Origin of the sequence: Saccharothrix sp. AJ9571 (genome assembly GCF_021725495.1) — a bacterium.
In the GTDB taxonomy this organism is placed as follows: domain Bacteria; phylum Actinomycetota; class Actinomycetes; order Mycobacteriales; family Pseudonocardiaceae; genus Amycolatopsis; species Amycolatopsis magusensis.
In genome coordinates this window covers 6,666,875-6,684,578 of the sequence record NZ_CP091382.1, presented here as the reverse complement: position 1 = coordinate 6,684,578, position 17,704 = coordinate 6,666,875, and the positions used below count along the sequence as shown (strand labels likewise).

Below are 17,704 nucleotides of genomic sequence, written 5' to 3'. Positions count from 1 at the left end.
GCGCCTCCTCGCTCGAAGTTACTGCGACAGCATGCCGCAGATAATTGCCTGCGACAAGGTGTCGCAGGCAACTCGCGAGAAGTACGCTGCGGAGATGCTCGAATCCGCGAACACCCCGGACGGGGTCGACGGGCGGTCGACCCGCTGGGACGCGCACAAGGCACAGCGCAGGCTGGAGGTGCTGGACGCCGCGGTCGGCGCGATCGAGCGGGAGGGACCCGGCGTCGGGGTCAAGCAGATCGCCGAACAGGTGGGCGTGCCGCGCTCGGTGGTCTACCGCCACTTCAAGGACCGCGCGGACCTCGACGAGCAGATCCGCACCCGGATCGTCGAGTCGCTGATGGCCGAGCTCGCACCCACCCTGCGCCCGGACGGCACCGCCACCCAGGCGATCCGCCGCGCGGTCACCACCTACCTCGGCTGGATCGAGCGGCACCCCCGGCTGCACGCCTTCCTCGGCACCGGGGCGCGCCCCGCCGGCGGGGGTTCGGGCGTGGTCGTCGGCACGAAGGCGGCGATCGCTCACCAGGCAGCCGACCTGTTCGCCGCCGCGCTCACCCCCGCCGGGAAGGACACCGGCCTCGCCGCGTCGATCGCCTTCGGCATTGTCGGGTTCGTCGACGCGGCGGTCAACCGCTGGCTCGCCGACAAGCGGGCCACGCTGAGCACCACCGAGTTCACCGAGTTCCTCACCCGCTCGACCTGGGCGATCCTCGACAGCAACCTGCGGGCCTCCGGGGTCGAGCTGGACCCGGACCGGCCGGTCAGCGAGATGCTCGGCTGACCGGCCGGGGCGCTCAGCCGACCGCGGCGATCACGGCTTCGGCCATCGGCGCGCTCGACGCGGGGTTCTGCCCGGTGAACAGGTTCCCGTCGCGAAGGGTGAACGGCTGGTAGGCCGGTCCACCGGAGTGCTTGGCACCCCACTCCCGCAGCCGGCCGGCGAGCAGCCACGGCGCGCCTTCCGCGGTGCCGAACAACCGCTCCTCCTCGTCGGTGAACGCCGCCATCTCCCGCCCGGCGAACAGCCACCGGCCTTCGGAGTCCACAGCGGACAGCAGCGCCGCCGGGCCGTGGCAGACCGCGCCGATGGGCTTGCCCGCCGCGTCCGCCGCGGTGAGCAGGCGGCCGAGGTCGGCATCCTGGTGGAGGTCGACCACCGGGCCGTGCCCGCCGAGCAGCACCACCGCGGCGTAGTCGTCGATGTCGATTTCGCCGAGCTTGAGCAGGGGCCCGAATTCCCGCAGCGCCTTCTCGGCGTGCTCGACGTAGCGACCGCAGTCCGCTCCGGCGACCGCCGGGTCGGCGCTGTGCCGGTCGAGCGGCTGCAGCACGCCGCCGGGTGAGGCGAAGTCGACGGTGAACCCGGCCTCGACGAACTTCTGGTGCGGGGCGGCGAGTTCCTCGGCCCAGTACCCGGTCGGGTAGGACGAGCCGTCGGTCCGCTCCCAGGTATCGGCGGCGGACATGACGATCAGGATCTTGCGCACGGAGTTGTCCTTTCCGGAGTGTTCCACGAGGTCCAGCGTGGTCCTCCGGAAGCCCTCGCGGAGGCTCGTCTCGCGCCCTGCAGGACCTCGGACGCGGCAACCTAGGACTCGGAGGTCCAGGTACCGGTGACCGGCTTCGGGGACAATGGGCGCCATGGCCGACACCAACCGGGAACTCGCCGATTTCCTGCGGCGGGCGCGTGCCCAGGTCGACCCGGCGCGGGCGGGACTCCCCCCGGACGGCCGGGTGCGCCGCGTGCCCGGCCTGCGCCGGGAAGAGGTCGCGCGGCTGGCCGGGGTGTCCACCGACTACTACGCCCGGCTCGAACAGGGGCGGCGCATCATGCCCTCCGCCGCCGTGCTGCAGGCGATCGGCCGCGCCCTCGGGCTCGACGACGCAGGACGCGCCCACCTGGAGGACCTCATCGGCCTGGCGGCGGCGCGGGCTCGGCGCGGAGCCCGGGGTGTGCAGCGCGTGCGTCCCGGGCTCTATCAGCTCCTCGACGCCCTCGACGGCGAACCGGCGCTCATCCTGGGCCGCCGCACCGACGTCCTGGCCTCGAACCGGATGGCGAAGGCGCTGTTCACCGACTTCGACCGGATGCCGGCGACCCAGCGCAACTACGCGCGCTGGATGTTCCTCGACGAGGACGCCCGGTCGCTGTTCGCCGACTGGCCGGACCAGGCCAGGGCCGCGGTCGAGAGCCTCCGGTTCGAAGCGGGCCGCGACCCCGGTGACCGCGCCACCGCCGAACTGATCGCGGAACTGGGCGAGCGCAGCCCCGAATTCCGGCGGTGGTGGGAAGAGCACCGGGTCCACCAGCGCACCCACGGCGCGAAACGGCTGCGCCACCCCCTCGTCGGGGAGCTGACCGTCGACTACGAAACCCTGACCCCGCCCGGTGATCCCGACACCACCCTGTTCCTCTACACCACTGAGGCCGGTTCCCCGTCACGGCAGGCCATGGATCTGCTCGCCGGCTGGACCGCGTCCGGTGTGGACAGTGGAGGCACCCGGCCAGCGCGGTGACCGGGGTGCCTCAGCCGATCATCCTGGTGCTCCAGGCGCTCTCGTCGGGTCCGAGCAGGGTCATCCGATCCAGCAGGCCTTCCGCGCCGCCGATCGCGCCGAGATCGGCGGCCACCGGGCGGTCGACGGTGACGCACGCGGTGAGCCCCTTGTCCTCGGTGCAGACCGGGTCGTCCTGTTTGGGCGGGCGCCCGCCCGCCGTGGTCACCTTGATGGACACGTTCGCGCCGTTCACCGAGTACCGCAGATCCAGCTCCCACGGGCCGCCACCGCGGTCGGGGCGCCGCGCCAGCGTCGCGTCCGCGAGCTCGAAGTTCTCCGGCAGCGCGCTGATGCGCACCGGCACCGCCACCGCCCGGTCCCCCACCGTCACCCCGTCGGCCACCCGCAGCAGCACCTGTTCCGGGTCCCGCACGTCGAGGTAGTAGGCGTGGATGTCGAGCCAGCGGCCGTCCCCGACCGGCCAGCGCAGGAAACTGTCCCCGCCGTTGAGCGGGTCGGCACTGCTGCGGCTCACCCCAGTACCCGTCACGGCCCGCGACCCGCACCGGCACCCGGGTCGCGTCCGGCCCCACTCGCTTGCTGCGGTCCAGCGGCGGTTCCTGGTCGTGCAGGGTCAGCCAGATCATCGCCGGGTTCTCCCCGCGTCCGATGGCGAGGGAGGACGTGCCGTACTCGCCCACGCTGTACTCCACCCCGAAGATCCCTTCCGGCAACCAGCCGAAACCCGCCTTGGCCACCAGCGGGTGCACCGCCGGATCGACCGGCGGGAGCGCCGGCGGCGGTGCCGGTGCCGGTCCGGCGACCCGGTCCTCGGGCACGGGCGCACCGGGGACCGACACCGCGACCACCCCGCCGGCGACCACGGCCGTGACACACCCGGCGATCACCACGTACGTGCGCACCCGGCGGCGCGGGCGCCTCGGCGAGTTCGGTCAGCTTCAGGGTGAGTTCGTGCTCGCTCATGGTCATCCCTCCTGGGTGGCGATCGGCTCGGCGGGCAGCAGCAGGCGCAACGCGTCGACGGCTCTCGCGGTCTGGCTCTTGACCGTGCCCTCGGAACAGCCCAGGTCCTGGCACCTCCGCCACCGGCAGATCGGCGTAGTACCGCAGCACCACGGTCGCCCGCTGACGCGGTGGCAGCCGGTCCAGCGCGGCCCGCAGGTCCAGCGCGGCCTCCCGGTCCGTGTCCGGCACGGGCTGCTCGCGGTCGGTGCCCCGCAGGTCGACCAGCCGGCGCCACGACGTCCGCTGCTCGGACAGGAAGGCGTTGACCAGCGTCCGGCGCGCGTAGCCGTCCAGGTTGTCGGCCATGGCCGCGCGGTGCCAGTGCGTGTAGAGCCTGGTGATCGCGGTCTGGACCAGGTCGTCGGCCCGGTGCCAGTCCCCGCAGAGCAGGTAGGCGACCTTGCGCAACCAGGGCACCCGCGTACTGACGAATTCGGTGAACCCCGCGTCCACCGGCGCCGCGCCCATCAGCGCCACCCCACTTCCGCTCGTTCTTCGCCCGACACCCCCTTGATGCGCCCGGCCGCCGGAAAGGTTGCACGCGTCCCGCCTCGGCCGAAAGTACGAGTCCGGGCGTCTTCGCCCTGCGGCGTCCCGCGTGGCGGTCCTAGATTCCGGGCATGACTACCGAAACGAGGCGGGCGACCCCGCCGATCACCGTTGTCCTCGCGTTCTTCGGCTTCCTGCTCTCCACCGTCACCGCGATCGCCAGCGGGCTGCTGATCCTGGGCGCGCGGGACGAACTCGCGACGACCCTGCGGAACTCCGATCCCACGCTGAACGGCGAACGGCTCGACCAGGCCGTGATGCTGGCGCAAGGATTCGCGCTCGCCGTGGTGGCGGTGCTGGTCATCGGTTACCTGTGGTTGTCGTTCAAGCTGAAGGCCGGCCGCAACTGGGCGCGGGTGGCGCTCACCGTGCTCACCCTGCTGCAGGCCGCGTCGCTGTTCACCGGCGAGACGTCGTGGGCGGGCTACCTCAGCTGCGGAGTGGCCGTGGTCGCGATGGTGCTGAGCTACCTGCCGCCGTCCAACGCCTACATCGCCGGGGTTGGGCGTGCGGGCTGAGCCCGCTGCTGGATGATGCCCGTCATGCGCAGAGCGGGAACCGCGGCCCGGCGGGGGGTGCTCGTCACCGAGATCGCGGCGCTGGTCGCGGCCACGGCCGCCGATTTCGTGCTGGCGCTGCGGTTCCCCGGTCCCGGCAGCGGCTGGACCGGGGCACTGGCCGGATTCCTGGCCCCCGCGGGTTCGGCCATGGCGGTGCTGGGCGTGCTGCGGCGGCGGTTCCCCCGTCACGTCGGCGTGCTCGGCGGCGCCGTCGCCGCGCTCTCGGCGATCAGCACGATCGTCGCGGTGCTCATCGGGCCGGGCGGCGCCCAGCCGATGCTCACCGAGACCGTGGCCGCCGGGGTGCTCACCGCCGCCGCCTGCCGCCGGCTCGCTCCGATGCACGCGGTCGCGCTGACGCTCGCGCTGGGCGTGGTGATGATCGCCGCTCCCCTGCTGCGCTACGGCTTCGACACCACCGAAGCGCTGCTCGCGGTGGCGGCCGCGGCCTACTGGGGCGGGTGCCTCGGCGTCGGGCTGATCCTGCGCGACGCCGACGGCCGCCAGCGCGCGGTGCTGGACCGGGTCCGCGCCCACGAACGCCTCCAGCTGGCCAGGGAACTGCACGACCTGGTGTCGCACCACGTCAGCGGGATCGTGGTGCGGGTGCAGGCCGCTCGCGCGATCACCGAAGCGGGCTCCGGAGGGCAGAACCACGCCGAGGTGTACCGGGAAATCGAAGAGGCGGGCGGTGAAGCGCTGACCGCGGCGCGGCGACTCGTCGGCATGTTGCGGGACACCGAGCACGTCCCGCCGCCCCCGGGCACGGGCCTCGGTGACGCCGTGCGTGCCGCCGCCGGGAGCGTCCGCGTGGACATCGCCGAAGAACTGGACCAGCTCGCAATCCCGCCGCAGCTGGCCGCGACCGTGCACCGCGTGGTGCTCGAAGCGCTGACCAACGTCCGCAGGCACGCCCCGGACGCCACCGAAGTCTCCGTGTCCGCACGCACCGAAGCCGACGAACTCGTGCTCGAAGTGCGCAACAACGGCGTGCCCGCCCCACCCGGCCCCTCCCCCGGCGGGTTCGGCATCATCGGCATGACCGAGCGGATCACCATGCTCGGTGGGAGCCTGGCCGCCGGAGCGGAACCGGATCGGCGCTGGCTGGTCACCGCCCGTCTGCCCCTCGGCGCCGAAGAACTTCCGTTCAGCTCGCTCTCCCAAGGGATCTGATGACCATCCGGGTACTCGTCGCCGACGACCAGACACTGGTGCGCACCGGTTTCCGGCTGGTGCTGGACGCCGCGCCGGACATCGAAGTGATCGCCGAAGCCGCCGACGGCGAGGCCGCGGTCCGCCTGGCGCGGCGACTGCGGCCCGACGTCACGCTGATGGACATCCGGATGCCCAAAGTGGACGGACTGCGGGCCACCGAGCAACTGGCGGGTCCCGGGGTGGCCGATCCGCTGCGGGTGGTCGTGGTGACCACCTACGACGCCGACGAGAACGTCTACGCCGCACTGCTCGGCGGTGCCTGCGGGTTCCTGCTCAAGGACGCCGGGCCCCGGTTGCTGGTGGAGGCGGTGCGCTCGGCGGCCAACGGCGAGGCGATGGTCTCCCCGGCGGTGACCGTGCGCCTGCTGGCCCGGTTCACCGAAACCGTGCGGCGCCGGGCCCAGCCGGTGCCGACCCCGCTGACCGCCCGCGAATCCGACGTGGTGCTCGCGGTCGCCCGCGGCCGGACCAACGCCGAGATCGCCGACGACCTCGGCATTTCGCTGTCCACGGTGAAAACCCACCTGGCGAGCGCGCAGGGCAAGCTCGAAGTCCGCAACCGCACCGAAGTCGCCATCTGGGCGTGGCAACGGGGCCTGCTCCGCTAGAGGCCGTAGCGGGGTTTGAGGTGGCGCCACCAGTCGCGGAACATCCACTTGTCGAACTCGGTGATTTCGGCGGCACTGCCCGCTTTCATCAGGAAGCAGCAGACGCCGGACGGAGTCCAGTCGTAGAAGTCGTCCAGGCCGAAGGTGTGCCCGACCTCGTGCAGGTAGATGTGGATGTTCTCGCTGTCGAGGTTGCCGACGAAGTACTCGCTGCCCACGCGCTGGCCCCAGTCACCACCGGCCCCACCGCCCATTCCGGCGGTGAGCCAGAGCGACATGTCGTAGTGCCGGGCCGCTCCACCGGGACAACGGGAGTAGTCGCCATCCTGGTGGAAGAACCGGCCGCAGTCCGCAGCGCATTGGGGCGCGTTTTCGTTGATGTCGTTGACGTAGACGTCGACGGAGTCGTCCGTCCACTGCAGGGTCGAGCGGTCGCGCACCGCCCAGCCGACGACCTTGACCGGCACCGTCTCATACGGCCAGGACTCCCAGCCCTGCCCGTTGTCCAGCAACGCGGCCATCCACTTAGTGAACTGCCGCGACAGCGAGGCGTGGATCCGGTCCCGCAGCGCCGCGGACACCGGTGCCGTCGAATCCCAGCGCACGCAGTAGTTGACGTAGCCGCCGTTGGCCATGATCTGGTCCCAGCCGTAGTTGCGGAACCCGTGCAGATCGGGATACGTGCTCTCGACGTGCTGCCACACCTCGCCGAGCGGCTGGACGAGGTGGCTCGGCGGGTTCCACGCCTGGACGGCAGGCGGCGAGCCTGCCGACGCCTCACCGGTGACGAGCAGCAAAGCGGCGCAGGCAGCGGCAAAACCACGGAGGAAGCGCACCCCGTCACCCTAGGTCGGGCGAGGGGCACAATCCCGGCCGCTGCGTGGAATCGGGCGGCCTTATCCCTTGGCCGCGCCGGGAGCCGGCCGCACGAACAGCGAGGTGATCAGCGCCAGCACCCCGACGACCCCGGCCACGAGGAACGCGGTGCGCAGGCCCGCGGCGTCCGGGCCGGTGCCCGAGCCGGTGCTGCCGAGCGTGGCCACGCTGACGAAGACCGCCGTGCCGAACGCCCCCGCGACCTGTTGCAGCGTGGCGAGGATGGCGCTGCCGTGGGAATGCAGGTGATCGGGCAGCACGCCGAGCGACTCGGCCATCAGCGGCGTCATCATGAACCCGAGCCCGCCCATCAGCAGCACGTTGATGGCGATGACCGCGCCCAGTGGCGCGCTCGGCCCGAGGGTGACGAAGAGCCACAACGCCGCCGCCATCGCCGCCGCGCCCGGGATCACCAGCGGCCGCGCGCCGAAGCGGTCGTACAGCGCCCCGACCGGACGGCCCAGCAGCCCGAGCACCAGCCCGCCGGGCAGCACGGCCAGCCCGCTGACGAAGGTGCTGGTGTGCAACACGGTCTGCAGGTAGAGCGGCAGCATGATCGAGGCGACGCCGATCAGGCACACGAACAGCAACGCGGTGAGCAGGAGCGCCACCACGAAACTGCGGTGGGTGAACGGGCGCAGGTCGAGCAGCGCCCGGTTCTCGCGCTGCAACCGCGTCTGGCGCCAGGTGAACACCACCAGCGCGACCACGCCCACGACGATCGGGGCCCACGGCGGCACCGGGTGTTCCCCGCCACCCTCGCCGAACGAGGCCAGCCCGTAGAGCACACCACCGAACCCGACCGCGGACAGCAGCACCGAGGCCACGTCCAGCGGCACCTTGCGCGGTTCACCGTCGAGGCGGAACCAGATCGCCCCGATGACCAGCGCCGCCACCGCCAGCGGCAGCACGATCCAGAACATCCACCGCCAGTCCAGCGCGGAGAGCACCGCGCCGCCGACGGTCGGCCCGATCGCCGGGGCCACGGCGATGACGATGGTGATCGTGCCCATCGTCGCGCCCCGGCGTTCCGGCGGCACCAGGCGCATCACCGAGGTCATCAGCAGCGGCAGCATCATCGCCGTGCCGCAGGCCTGCACCACCCGCCCGGCCAGCAGCACCTCGAAACCGGGCGCCAGCCCGCTGAGCAGCGTGCCCGCGCTGAACAGGCTCAGCGAGGCCAGCAGCACCTGGCGCGGGGTGAAGCGTTCGAGCAGGAAACCCGTGGTCGGGATGACCACCGCCATCGTCAGCAGGAAGCCGCTGGTCAGCCACTGCACGGTGGTGGTGGAGACACCGAGGTCGACGGTCAGGTCGCGCAGGGCGACGCTCAGGATCGTCTCGTTCAGGATCATCACGAACGCGGCGATGACCATCACGCTGATCAGCAGACCGGACCGCGCGGGCGCGACGGCGTCGCGTTCGACCGTGGCGGTCGTGGGGCCGGGCATGGGAAAGCACCTCGCAGGGAGTCGGGATACGCGGGAGCCAGAACGCCACGATGCGGCCAGCCCGATCAGTGTATACGCCGACCCCGCGGTGCCGGTCCAGGCAATTACCCGAAGGCCCCGTCGCTATCCACAGTGGACTGAAAGGGCACCGGGGTGCGCGCTCAGGCACCCCGGGAACGCACGACGAGAGCCGTCGCGATGAGGCAGGCGCCGAGCACGGCGGCGACGAGGACCAGTTCCCCGGCCAGCGGCGCGGAAAGCAGCAGCGCCACCCCGGAGCCGACGCGTCGCGATCGGCCGTGGCGCCACAGTTCGACCGTGTCGGCCACCAGCGTCACCACCGCGACCAGCAGGAACGGCACCAGCACCAGCGAGAAGATCGCCACGTAGCCGTGCCGGTCGCTCTCGGCCACGACCAGGTCCTCGTGCCCGCTCAGTTGCAGCGCCACCCGCGTCACCGCCCAGGCCGCGGTGAGCAGGCCCGCCAGCACCAGACCCCGCCGCGGCCACAGGAGCCGTGCTCGCACTGGCTGGCTGCCGGAAACCATGCGCCATGCTAACCGGGGCCGCGGCGGGGTGAGGCGGGAATCGCGGGGACTCAGAGGCCTTCGGGCCGGCCGTCCTTGCGCAGGTGGTCCTTCGCCTTGGCCGAGGCCTGGTCGACCTTGTCGGCGTGGTCGCCGAACTTCGACTTGGCCGCGTCGGCGGCCTTGTCGACGCCCTTCTCGGCCTGCTCCGGGTTCTTGCTGATGGCGTCCTTGGCCTTGTCGAACAAACTCATCGTCACTCCTCGGGCAATGGCTGGTCGTGTCCAGCCGGTCGCCCAGGGTTGCCGCCGCGGGTCCGGGCCCAAACCGGGCCGGCGCCGACTCCCCTGAAGGCGTGAACCGGCGCCCGAGCGACCGGGTGTTGACGAAAGCGTCACTGTCCTGAAACATTTGACTGCTGCCTCGCAAAAAGTCAACAAGATCATGAAATAACCGGGAGATGGAGCTCTCGGGGTTGGGGCGGCTGATCGCTCTGTCACCCACCGAACAGAGGTCCCCATGCACCGGAAAAAGCTCGCCGGCGGCTTCCTCGCCGCCTGCCTGATCGCCACCGGCCTGCCCGCCACCGCCCGGTCCGCGCCCGCGGACACCGATCTCGCCGCCGGGAAACCGGTCGAAGCCTCGTCGTCGGTGTTCTCGTTCGTCGGTCCGAACGCCACCGACGGCAACATCGGCAGCTACTGGGAGTCCGCCGGCTTCCCCGCGACGCTCACCACGAAGCTCGGCGCCAACGCCGACCTTTCCTCCGTCGTGGTCAAGCTCAACCCTGATCCGATCTGGGGGCCGAGGACGCAGAGCATCGAGGTGCTCGGCCGCAACCAGTCCGGCACCGGCTTCACCTCACTCCGCCCACGCGCCGATTACGCCTTCAGCCCGTCGTCGAACCAGAACTCGGTGACCATCCCGGTCAGTGGCCGGGCCGCCGATCTGCGGCTCGCGTTCTTCGGCAACACCGGCGCCCCCGGCGGGCAGATCGGTGAGGTGCAGGTCTTCGGCACCCCGGCGCCGAACCCCGACCTGACCGTCAGCGCGCTGACCTGGACGCCCGCCAGTCCTTCCGAGACCGACGCGGTCACCCTGTCCGCGACGGTGCGCAACACCGGGACCGCGCCCGCCGCGGCGACCACGGTCAACTTCAGTTTGGGCGGCGCGATCGCGGGCAGTGCACCGGTGGGCGCGCTCGCCGCCGGTGCCTCGGCCACGGTCACCGTGGACGCGGGCCAGCGGGCGATGGGCAGCTACCCGGCCGCCGCGGTGGTCGACCCGGCCAACGTGATCGCCGAGCGGGACGACGGGAACAACACCTTCACCGCCGCCTCGCCACTGGTCGTCGGCCAGGCTCCGGGCCCGGATCTGCAGGTCCTCGGCATCACCGCCAACCCGTCGAACCCGGCCGTGGGCACGCCGGTCAAGTTCGCCGTGGCGGTCCGCAACCGCGGGACCACCGCGGTCCCCGCGGGCACCGTCACCCGGATCGGCGTCGGCGGCACCACGCTGGACACCACCACCCCGCAGCTCGCGGCGGGCGCCACGGCCACCGTGACCACCACCGGCTCGTGGACCGCGACCGGCGGCGGCGCCACGATCACCGCGACCGCCGACGCCACCGGGCTGGTCGCCGAGACCAGTGAGACCAACAACAGCTTCGGGCAGGCGATCGTCGTCGGACGCGGAGCCGCCGTGCCGTACGTGGAATACGAAGCCGAGGCGGGCGCCTACCAGGGCACGCTGCTCGAGGCCGATCCACTGCGGACGTTCGGGCACACCAACTTCGCCACCGAGTCCTCCGGCCGGAAGTCGGTCCGGCTGAACAGCCAGGGCCAGTTCGTGGAGTTCACCTCGGTCAACTCCACGAACTCCATCGTGGTGCGCAATTCGATCCCGGACGCGCCCGGCGGCGGGGGCATCGACGCCACCATCAGCCTCTACGCCGACGGCGCCTTCGTGCAGAAGCTGAACCTCTCGTCGAAGCACAGCTGGCTCTACGGCAACACCGACGGCCCCGAGGCGCTGACGAACACCCCGCAGGCCGACGCACGCAGGCTGTTCGACGAGGCGAGCGCGCTCCTGCCGTCGACCTATCCGGCGGGCACCAAGTTCCGGCTGCAGCGCGACGCCGGGGACACCGCCGCGTTCTACATCATCGACCTGGTCGACCTGGAGCAGGTCGCGCCGTCCGGCGCCAAACCGGCCGAGTGCACTTCGATCACCCAGTACGGCGCGGTGCCCGACGACGGGAACGACGACACCGCGGCCATCCAGGCGGCGGTGACCGCCGACCAGAACGGCGCCATCGGCTGCGTGTGGATCCCGGCCGGGCAGTGGCGGCAGGAGAAGAAGATCCTCACCGACGACCCGTTCGACCGCGGGCAGTACAACCAGGTGGGCATCAGCGACGTCACCATCCGCGGCGCCGGGATGTGGCATTCGCAGCTCTACACCACCACGGAACCGCACAAGGCCGTCGGCGGCATCAACCACCCGCACGAGGGCAACTTCGGCTTCGACATCGACGGCAACACGCAGATCTCGGACATCGCCATCTTCGGCTCCGGCCGCATCCGCGGCGGGCCCGACGGCGCCGAGGGCGGGGTCGGGCTGAACGGCCGCTTCGGCACCGGCACCAAGATCTCGAACGTCTGGATCGAGCACGCCAACGTCGGGGTCTGGGTCGGGCGCGACTACAGCAACATCCCCGAGCTGTGGGGTCCGGCCGACGGCCTGGAGTTCAGCGGCATGCGCATCCGCGACACCTACGCCGACGGCATCAACTTCACCAACGGCACGCGCAACTCCCGGGTGTTCAACTCCTCGTTCCGCACCACCGGTGACGACTCGCTCGCGGTGTGGGCCAACAAGTACGTCAAAGACCAGGCCACCGACGTGGCGCACGACAACCACTTCGTCAACAACACCATCCAGCTCCCGTGGCGTGCCAACGGAATCGCCATCTACGGCGGCTACGGGAACAAGGCCGAGAACAACCTGATCCACGACACGGCCAACTACCCCGGCATCATGCTGGCCACCGACCACGACCCGCTGCCGTTCTCCGGGCAGACCCTGCTGGCGAACAACGCGCTCTACCGTTGTGGCGGGGTCTTCTGGGGCGAGGCGCAGGAGTTCGGCGCGATCACGCTGTTCGCGCAAGGGCCGGACATCCCCGGGGCGACCATCCGCGACACGGAAATCCACGACTCGACCTACGACGGCATCCAGTTCAAGACCGGCGGCGGCGCGATGCCGGGCGTGACGATCACGAACGTCCGGATCGACAAGTCGAACAACGGCGCGGGCATCCTGGCCCACGCCGGCGCCCGCGGCAGCGCGACGCTGTCCGGCGTGACGATCACCAACTCGGCGACCGGTGACATCGTGAAGGAACCAGGCTCGTCCTTCGTGATCAACCAATAACCGCACCAGAGGACACGAATGTGGCTTTGGGGGCCGAATCTCCCAAAGCCACATTCGTGTCGCGTCAGCTGCCCGGCCGGTGGGCCTCGGTCAGTTCCTCCAGTACCGGGACGAGGTCGTTCGGGGTGGGCATCGCGCGGACTTCGGTGCGCAGCCGGGCGGCGTTCGCCGCGTAGGACGGGTCTTCCAGCACCAGTTTCAGGCTCTGCCGCAGGATCTCCGCGGTCAGCTTCCCGGCGTTGGCCGCGTAGACCCCGGCGCCGCGGGCTTCGACGCCCTCCGCGATGGCCAGCGGGCCCAGCCACTTCTCCACGGTGAAGTCCTGCGGCACGATGATCTGCGGCACGCCGTGCTCCAACGCGCCGGAGAAGGCACCGCTGCCGCCTTCGTGGACGAGCGCCGAGCAACTCGGCAGCAGCGCGTTCAACGGCACGAAGTCGACCGTGCGCACGTTGTCCGGCACCTTCGCCGACCCGAGCTGCCGGGCGTCGAACGTGGCGATCACCTCGGCGTCCAGATCGGCCACCGCGTCCAGCAGTTCACCGACCGAGGCGGACCCGTCGATCGCGGTTTCGCGGTGCGCGAGGCCCAGCGTCAGGCACACCCGGCGCCGGGCGGGCGGGTCCAGCACCCAGTCCGGCACCAGCGACGGCCCGTTGAACGGGATCCGGCGCATCGGGACGTAGTGGACCCCCGCGTACTGCGGGATCCAGGCAGGCAGCGGGGAGATCGTCCACTGCCCCACCGCGATCGACTCGTCGAAGCCGAACCCGTGACGCGCCAGCACCGGCTCCAGCCACTCCCGCAACGGATCGGCCGGGCCCGGCTGGTTCCGGCAGGCTTCCCGCAGCTGCCCGATCCGGTCCACGGCGAACAACTGCCGCGCGCAGGCCGCACCGGCGACCCGGGCCGCGACCATGGCCGGGAAGCAGGTCGGGTCGGTGATCACCAGGCCAGGGCGCCACCGCAGAGCCAGGTCCACCAGGTCCTCGACCGCGTCGTCGGGGAACATCGCCGCGCGCGTGCCGCCGATGAAGTCGGCCAGCTCGGCGTGCGGGTCACCCCAGCCGAAGTCGGTCTGGACCGAGCGCCCGGTCCGCTGCCCGCGCGGGTCCGCGGGCGGCAGCTGGGCGTAGTGCGGCCCGGCCGCGGCCATCTTCTCGTCGATCCGCAGCTCCCCGCCGATCGTCACGCCCGGCAGCCCGGTGTTCGCCATGTCCTGGGCGAGGTCCGGCGGACCGGCGAGGAACACCTCGTGCCCGGCGGTGCGCAACGCCCAGCCCAGCGCCGTCTGCGCCAGCAGGTGCGAGCGGAAGACGTTGGTCACGATGAGGATCCGCATCGGATTCCTTCCAGCGAGGAGGTTCAGTGATCCCGGTTCAGTGGTCCCGGTTCAGCAGCGTGCGGGTCAGCGTCGCCAGGCTGGACCGGGCGGGACCGTCGAGGTCGAGGCCGTCGATCAGGTCCCAGGCGGCGGAAACCTGGCGGTCGGCCTCGGCGACGGTCCAGTCGCGGCCGCCCGCCTCCTCGATCAGCTCGGTCAGCTGAGCGACTTCGGCATCGGTGAGCCGACCGGGCCGGGCGTAGAGCGAGGCGATGCGGGCCGAACCCGTGGTGCCCGCCGCGAGCGCGGCGGCCACCGGCGCGCTTTTCTTGCGCGCCAGCAGATCCGCGCCGACCGGTTTGCCGGTGACCGCCGGATCGCCCCAGATGCCCAGCAGGTCGTCGGCCAGCTGGAAGGCCACGCCCAGGTGCACCCCGAACCGCTCGAACCGCACGGCCCACTCCGCCGGCGCGCCCGAGTGGGCGGCACCGAGGCGGCAGGCGCAGCCGAGCAGCACGCCGGTCTTGCCGGTCATCATGGTCAGGCACTCGTCCACGGTCACGCTGGCCTCGGACTCGAACCGCAGGTCCAGTTCCTGCCCGCGCGCGGGCAGCCGCAGGGTCTTCGCCAGCACCTCCACCGAGCGGGCGGTCGCGGCGTGGCGCTGGGCGGCGAGCACCTCGAAGCCGAGTGCGATCAGCGCGTCGCCCGCCAGGATCGCGGTGGCCTCGCCGAACCGCGCCCACACGGTGGGCCGGTGCCGCCGTTCGCGGTCGCCGTCCATGATGTCGTCGTGGATCAGGGAAGCGTTGTGCAGCAGTTCGATCGCGGCCCCCGAGGGCACCACGTCGGCGGGCCGGGCGCCGGTGGCCGCCCCGCACAGCAGGGTGAACGCCGGGCGCAGCAGCTTGCCGCCCACCCCGCCGGTCGGCTTGCCCCGGTCGTCGCACAACCCCAGCTGGTATCCGCAGACCGTGGCCAGTTCCCCGCCGAGGCGGTCCACCCACTCGCGCAGCACCGGGGGCAGCAGCCGGCGCGCGAGCAGCACGCCCTGGTTGCTCTCCGGTGCCGGGCGGCTGTACGCCGGGGCGCTCATGCCGCACTCCGATCGATCAGCGCGGATTCCAGGTAGCGAGCCGGGTTCGGCGTATCCTGCGCGGCCTCGCGGTAGCGGCGGGTGCTCGCCGACCAGTCCAGGTTGCCGCGCATCCACGACCGCAGCCCGGCCAGGTACGGCTCGATCCCCGACTCCCCGTACCGCTCGCGCAACATCGGCTCGACGGCGAGGTATTCGTTCAGGCGCGTGGTGATCAACCCGGCGACCACGCCGATCGCGTCGGTCTGGCTGATGCCCCGCGCGTGCTGCACCACGGTGACGAGGTTGTGGTACTCCCCCAGCGCGGTTTCCTTGTCCAGGGAGTACAGGTCGTTCGTCCAGCCCACCACGTCGCAGGCCGCCCGCACCGCTTCGGCGAACGGCTCGCTGTCGTACACCGCGGCCGGGACGTCGAGGTGCTCGGCGATCTCGATCAGGTCGAAGCACACGTAGATCGCGCCGGTGTGCCGCCGCTTCTCCACGTACTCGGCCTCACCGGGGATCGTGCCGCTCACCCGGTTCGCCGACTCCCAGCCCGCCGCCAGCCCACCGGCGACCACGTGCTCGACGAACCGGCGGCGCCAGGCCGCGCTCGCCGTCTCGGTGGTGCGCTCCCAGAGGTCGGCCAGCGAAGTGACGATCGACGGGCCCGCCGGGTCGGCGCCCTTGCCGTCGAGCACGTCGAAGAGCGCGCCGAGGAACTCGTACGTGCGCTCGGGGTCGCGCCCGAGCAGGCCGTCGTCGAGCTGGTCGTCGAGCAGGAACAGCCAGGCGAACCAGTCGGCGACCAGGCCGAGGTCGCGCTCGCCCGCGGTCGGGTAGGTGACCGCGGCGAACCAGCCGAACGCGGCCCGGTCGAACCGCTCCCTGGCCGCGGTCCGCCCGATCAGCCCGCGCTCGGCCACCCACCGGTCCAGGTGCGCGGTCGCGGCGTCGGCGTGCGGGTTCAGTTCCGGGTCGATGGCGCCGAACGCCTCGACCATCGTGGTCACCGGGCCGCCGCTCATCGCCGCACCATCCGGACGTGCACCCCGCCCTTGGGGTGCAGCGTGATCAGCGGCTCGGGCTGGACGTTGGCACAGCCCGGCGGGATGACCACCTCGTAGCGCTGCGCGATCATCGCCAGGATGATCACCAGCTCGGTCAGCGCGAAGTGCTTGCCGATGCAGATGCGCGGCCCGCTGCCGAACGGGATGTAGGCCTGCTTGGGGCGCTTGGCGATCTCCTCGGGGGTGAAGCGGTCCGGGTCGAACGCCTCCGGGTTCGGCCAGAACTCCGGGTGCCGGTGCAGGGCGTAGATGTTGAGGTAGAGGTCGGAGCGGGCCGGGATGTGGAACCCGCCGATCACGTCCTCCTCGATCGAGGACCGCATGGTCTGCCACGCCGGCGTGTACAGCCGCAGCGTCTCGTCGACGATCATCCTGGTGTACTTGAGCTTCAGCACGTCGTCGAAGGTCGGCGCGCGTCCATTGAGGACGGTGTCCACCTCCTCGATGAGCCGCCGCTGCACCTCCGGGTGCGTGCCGACGGTGTGCATCAGCCAGGACACGGAGTTGCTGGTGGTCTCGTAGCCGCCGATGATCAGGTTGAGCACCTCGCGGTGCAGCTGCTGCTCGGACAGCCCGGTGCCGGTGACGTCGTCGACGGCGTGCAGCATCGCGTCGAGCAGGTCGTCGTGCTGCTCGCCGCTGCGCACCCGGTCCGCGATGATGTCGGCGACGAACCCGTCCATCGTCCGGATGATCTCCGCCAGCCTGCGGTGCGACGGGGTCGGCCAGGTCAGCGGGATCAGCGGGAACCGGAAGAACGCGCAGGCGATCTGGTTGGCCTCGAAGAACATGTCCTCGATCGCCTTGCCGCGGGCGCCGACCTTCGCCCCGAACAGCGAGCGGAACACGATGCGCATGGCCAGCTGGCCCAGCTCGGTGCTCACGTTGACCACGTCCGACGGCTCGTACTGGTGGTCCCAGCGGTCCAGCATCTGCGCGGTTTCGTCGGTCATGTTGAGCGCGAACCCGGCCACCTGCGGGCGGTGGAACGAAGGCTGCATGGTCCGGCGCTGGTGGCGCCACGGCTCACCGCCGACGTTGCCGATCAGCCCGCCGCGCAGGATCGGCGCGATCGCGCGGAAGAGGAAGGTGTCCTTGTTGTAGTTCTCGTGGTTGCGCACGAGCACGTGCTCGAAGTAGTCCGGGTGGTTCAGCATCGCCATCTTGATGCCGAGCACGCGGATCTGCACGATGTCGCCGTACCGGTCGATCATCTGGTTCAGGAACCCGACCTGGTCGTGCCGCATCGCGAAGGTGCTGCGCAGTTCGTCGCGCAGCACCGGCCGCGGCACCGGCCGCGCCGAATCGATCTTCGCGGTGCGCGGGCGGCTTTCGCCGACCACTTGTTCCGTCATCTGTCCCAGCCCCTATCCGGTCTCGGTTCGGACAGGGCGAACAGTACTTTTCCCGGCAACGACGCAATTCTTCAATCTTGCGGTTCGCGTTTTTGATGTTGTCCGGCTGCGGCGCGCTGGGCGATTGTGGG

The 17,704-nt window shown here is 71.2% G+C and carries 17 protein-coding genes; 6 read left to right on the top strand and 11 right to left on the bottom strand.

Features of this window, described 5'->3' with window-relative positions:
• Positions 1–94: 94 nt before the first annotated feature.
• Complete coding sequence (locus L3Q67_RS30995) at positions 95–784, top strand: TetR/AcrR family transcriptional regulator (protein WP_499184971.1); 690 nt, start codon at positions 95–97, stop codon at positions 782–784.
• A 13-nt stretch (positions 785–797) separates the two neighbouring features.
• Here the strand turns inward: L3Q67_RS30995 and L3Q67_RS30990 are convergent, their stop codons facing one another.
• A complete protein-coding gene (locus L3Q67_RS30990) occupies positions 798–1,517 on the bottom strand; it encodes a type 1 glutamine amidotransferase domain-containing protein (RefSeq protein WP_499184970.1) in 720 nt (239 codons plus the stop codon).
• Positions 1,518–1,644: 127 nt separating this feature from the next.
• Here L3Q67_RS30990 and L3Q67_RS30985 point away from each other — a divergent pair, with 127 nt between their 5' ends.
• Positions 1,645–2,520 (top strand): helix-turn-helix transcriptional regulator, encoded by an 876-nt coding sequence (locus L3Q67_RS30985; protein WP_499184969.1) that lies wholly within the window; start codon positions 1,645–1,647, stop codon positions 2,518–2,520.
• Positions 2,521–2,530: 10 nt separating this feature from the next.
• Here the strand turns inward: L3Q67_RS30985 and L3Q67_RS30980 are convergent, their stop codons facing one another.
• Together L3Q67_RS30980 and L3Q67_RS30975 are read right to left on the bottom strand one after the other, a co-directional pair.
• Positions 2,531–3,037, bottom strand: a complete 507-nt coding sequence (locus L3Q67_RS30980) for a hypothetical protein (RefSeq protein ID WP_499184968.1) — start codon at positions 3,035–3,037, stop codon at positions 2,531–2,533.
• An 11-nt stretch (positions 3,038–3,048) separates the two neighbouring features.
• On the bottom strand, positions 3,049–3,996 hold the full coding sequence (locus tag L3Q67_RS30975) for a sigma-70 family RNA polymerase sigma factor (RefSeq protein WP_499184967.1): 948 nt from the start codon (positions 3,994–3,996) through the stop codon (positions 3,049–3,051).
• 152 nt (positions 3,997–4,148) lie between these two features.
• On the opposite strand from L3Q67_RS30975, the gene L3Q67_RS30970 reads away from it, so the two are divergent.
• From L3Q67_RS30970 to L3Q67_RS30960, 3 genes are read left to right on the top strand one after another with little or no spacing between them, the layout of a single operon-like run.
• A complete protein-coding gene (locus L3Q67_RS30970) occupies positions 4,149–4,595 on the top strand; it encodes a hypothetical protein (RefSeq protein WP_499184966.1) in 447 nt (148 codons plus the stop codon).
• 24 nt (positions 4,596–4,619) lie between these two features.
• The gene (locus tag L3Q67_RS30965) at positions 4,620–5,810 is read left to right on the top strand and encodes a sensor histidine kinase (RefSeq protein WP_499184965.1); all 1,191 of its coding nucleotides are present in this window, start codon (positions 4,620–4,622) and stop codon (positions 5,808–5,810) included.
• Complete coding sequence (locus tag L3Q67_RS30960) at positions 5,810–6,460, top strand: response regulator (protein WP_395897421.1); 651 nt, start codon at positions 5,810–5,812, stop codon at positions 6,458–6,460. Before L3Q67_RS30965 ends, L3Q67_RS30960 begins: the two co-directional genes overlap by 1 nt.
• On the opposite strand, the gene L3Q67_RS30955 is transcribed toward L3Q67_RS30960, so the two are convergent.
• From L3Q67_RS30955 to L3Q67_RS30940, 4 genes are all read right to left on the bottom strand, one after another.
• Positions 6,457–7,296, bottom strand: coding sequence for a hypothetical protein (locus L3Q67_RS30955; protein ID WP_499184964.1), 840 nt, complete (start codon positions 7,294–7,296; stop codon positions 6,457–6,459). The two genes, L3Q67_RS30960 and L3Q67_RS30955, sit on opposite strands and share 4 nt — an antisense overlap.
• Positions 7,297–7,356: 60 nt before the next feature.
• A complete protein-coding gene (locus L3Q67_RS30950; protein WP_499184963.1) occupies positions 7,357–8,787 on the bottom strand; it encodes an MFS transporter in 1,431 nt (476 codons plus the stop codon).
• 161 nt (positions 8,788–8,948) lie between these two features.
• Positions 8,949–9,314, bottom strand: coding sequence for a hypothetical protein (locus tag L3Q67_RS30945; RefSeq protein WP_499184962.1), 366 nt, complete (start codon positions 9,312–9,314; stop codon positions 8,949–8,951).
• Positions 9,315–9,385: 71 nt separating this feature from the next.
• Complete coding sequence (locus tag L3Q67_RS30940) at positions 9,386–9,568, bottom strand: antitoxin (RefSeq protein ID WP_499184961.1); 183 nt, start codon at positions 9,566–9,568, stop codon at positions 9,386–9,388.
• Positions 9,569–9,833: 265 nt separating this feature from the next.
• On the opposite strand from L3Q67_RS30940, the gene L3Q67_RS30935 reads away from it, so the two are divergent.
• Positions 9,834–12,749, top strand: a complete 2,916-nt coding sequence (locus L3Q67_RS30935) for a CARDB domain-containing protein (RefSeq protein WP_499184960.1) — start codon at positions 9,834–9,836, stop codon at positions 12,747–12,749.
• A gap of 64 nt (positions 12,750–12,813) precedes the next feature.
• On the opposite strand, the gene L3Q67_RS30930 is transcribed toward L3Q67_RS30935, so the two are convergent.
• Genes L3Q67_RS30930 through L3Q67_RS30915 form a run of 4 tightly spaced genes read right to left on the bottom strand, consistent with a single transcriptional unit; the run spans position 12,814 to position 17,573 of the window.
• A complete protein-coding gene (locus tag L3Q67_RS30930) occupies positions 12,814–14,091 on the bottom strand; it encodes a glycosyltransferase family protein (RefSeq protein ID WP_499184959.1) in 1,278 nt (425 codons plus the stop codon).
• 37 nt (positions 14,092–14,128) lie between these two features.
• Entirely contained in the window at positions 14,129–15,169 is a 1,041-nt protein-coding gene (locus L3Q67_RS30925; RefSeq protein ID WP_499184958.1) for a polyprenyl synthetase family protein, read from the bottom strand.
• The gene (locus tag L3Q67_RS30920) at positions 15,166–16,176 is read right to left on the bottom strand and encodes an isoprenoid biosynthesis enzyme family protein (protein ID WP_499184957.1); all 1,011 of its coding nucleotides are present in this window, start codon (positions 16,174–16,176) and stop codon (positions 15,166–15,168) included. Before L3Q67_RS30920 ends, L3Q67_RS30925 begins: the two co-directional genes overlap by 4 nt.
• Complete coding sequence (locus tag L3Q67_RS30915) at positions 16,173–17,573, bottom strand: cytochrome P450 (RefSeq protein WP_499184956.1); 1,401 nt, start codon at positions 17,571–17,573, stop codon at positions 16,173–16,175. The genes L3Q67_RS30920 and L3Q67_RS30915 overlap by 4 nt, the downstream gene beginning before the upstream one ends.
• Between the last annotated feature and the right edge of the window lie 131 nt (positions 17,574–17,704).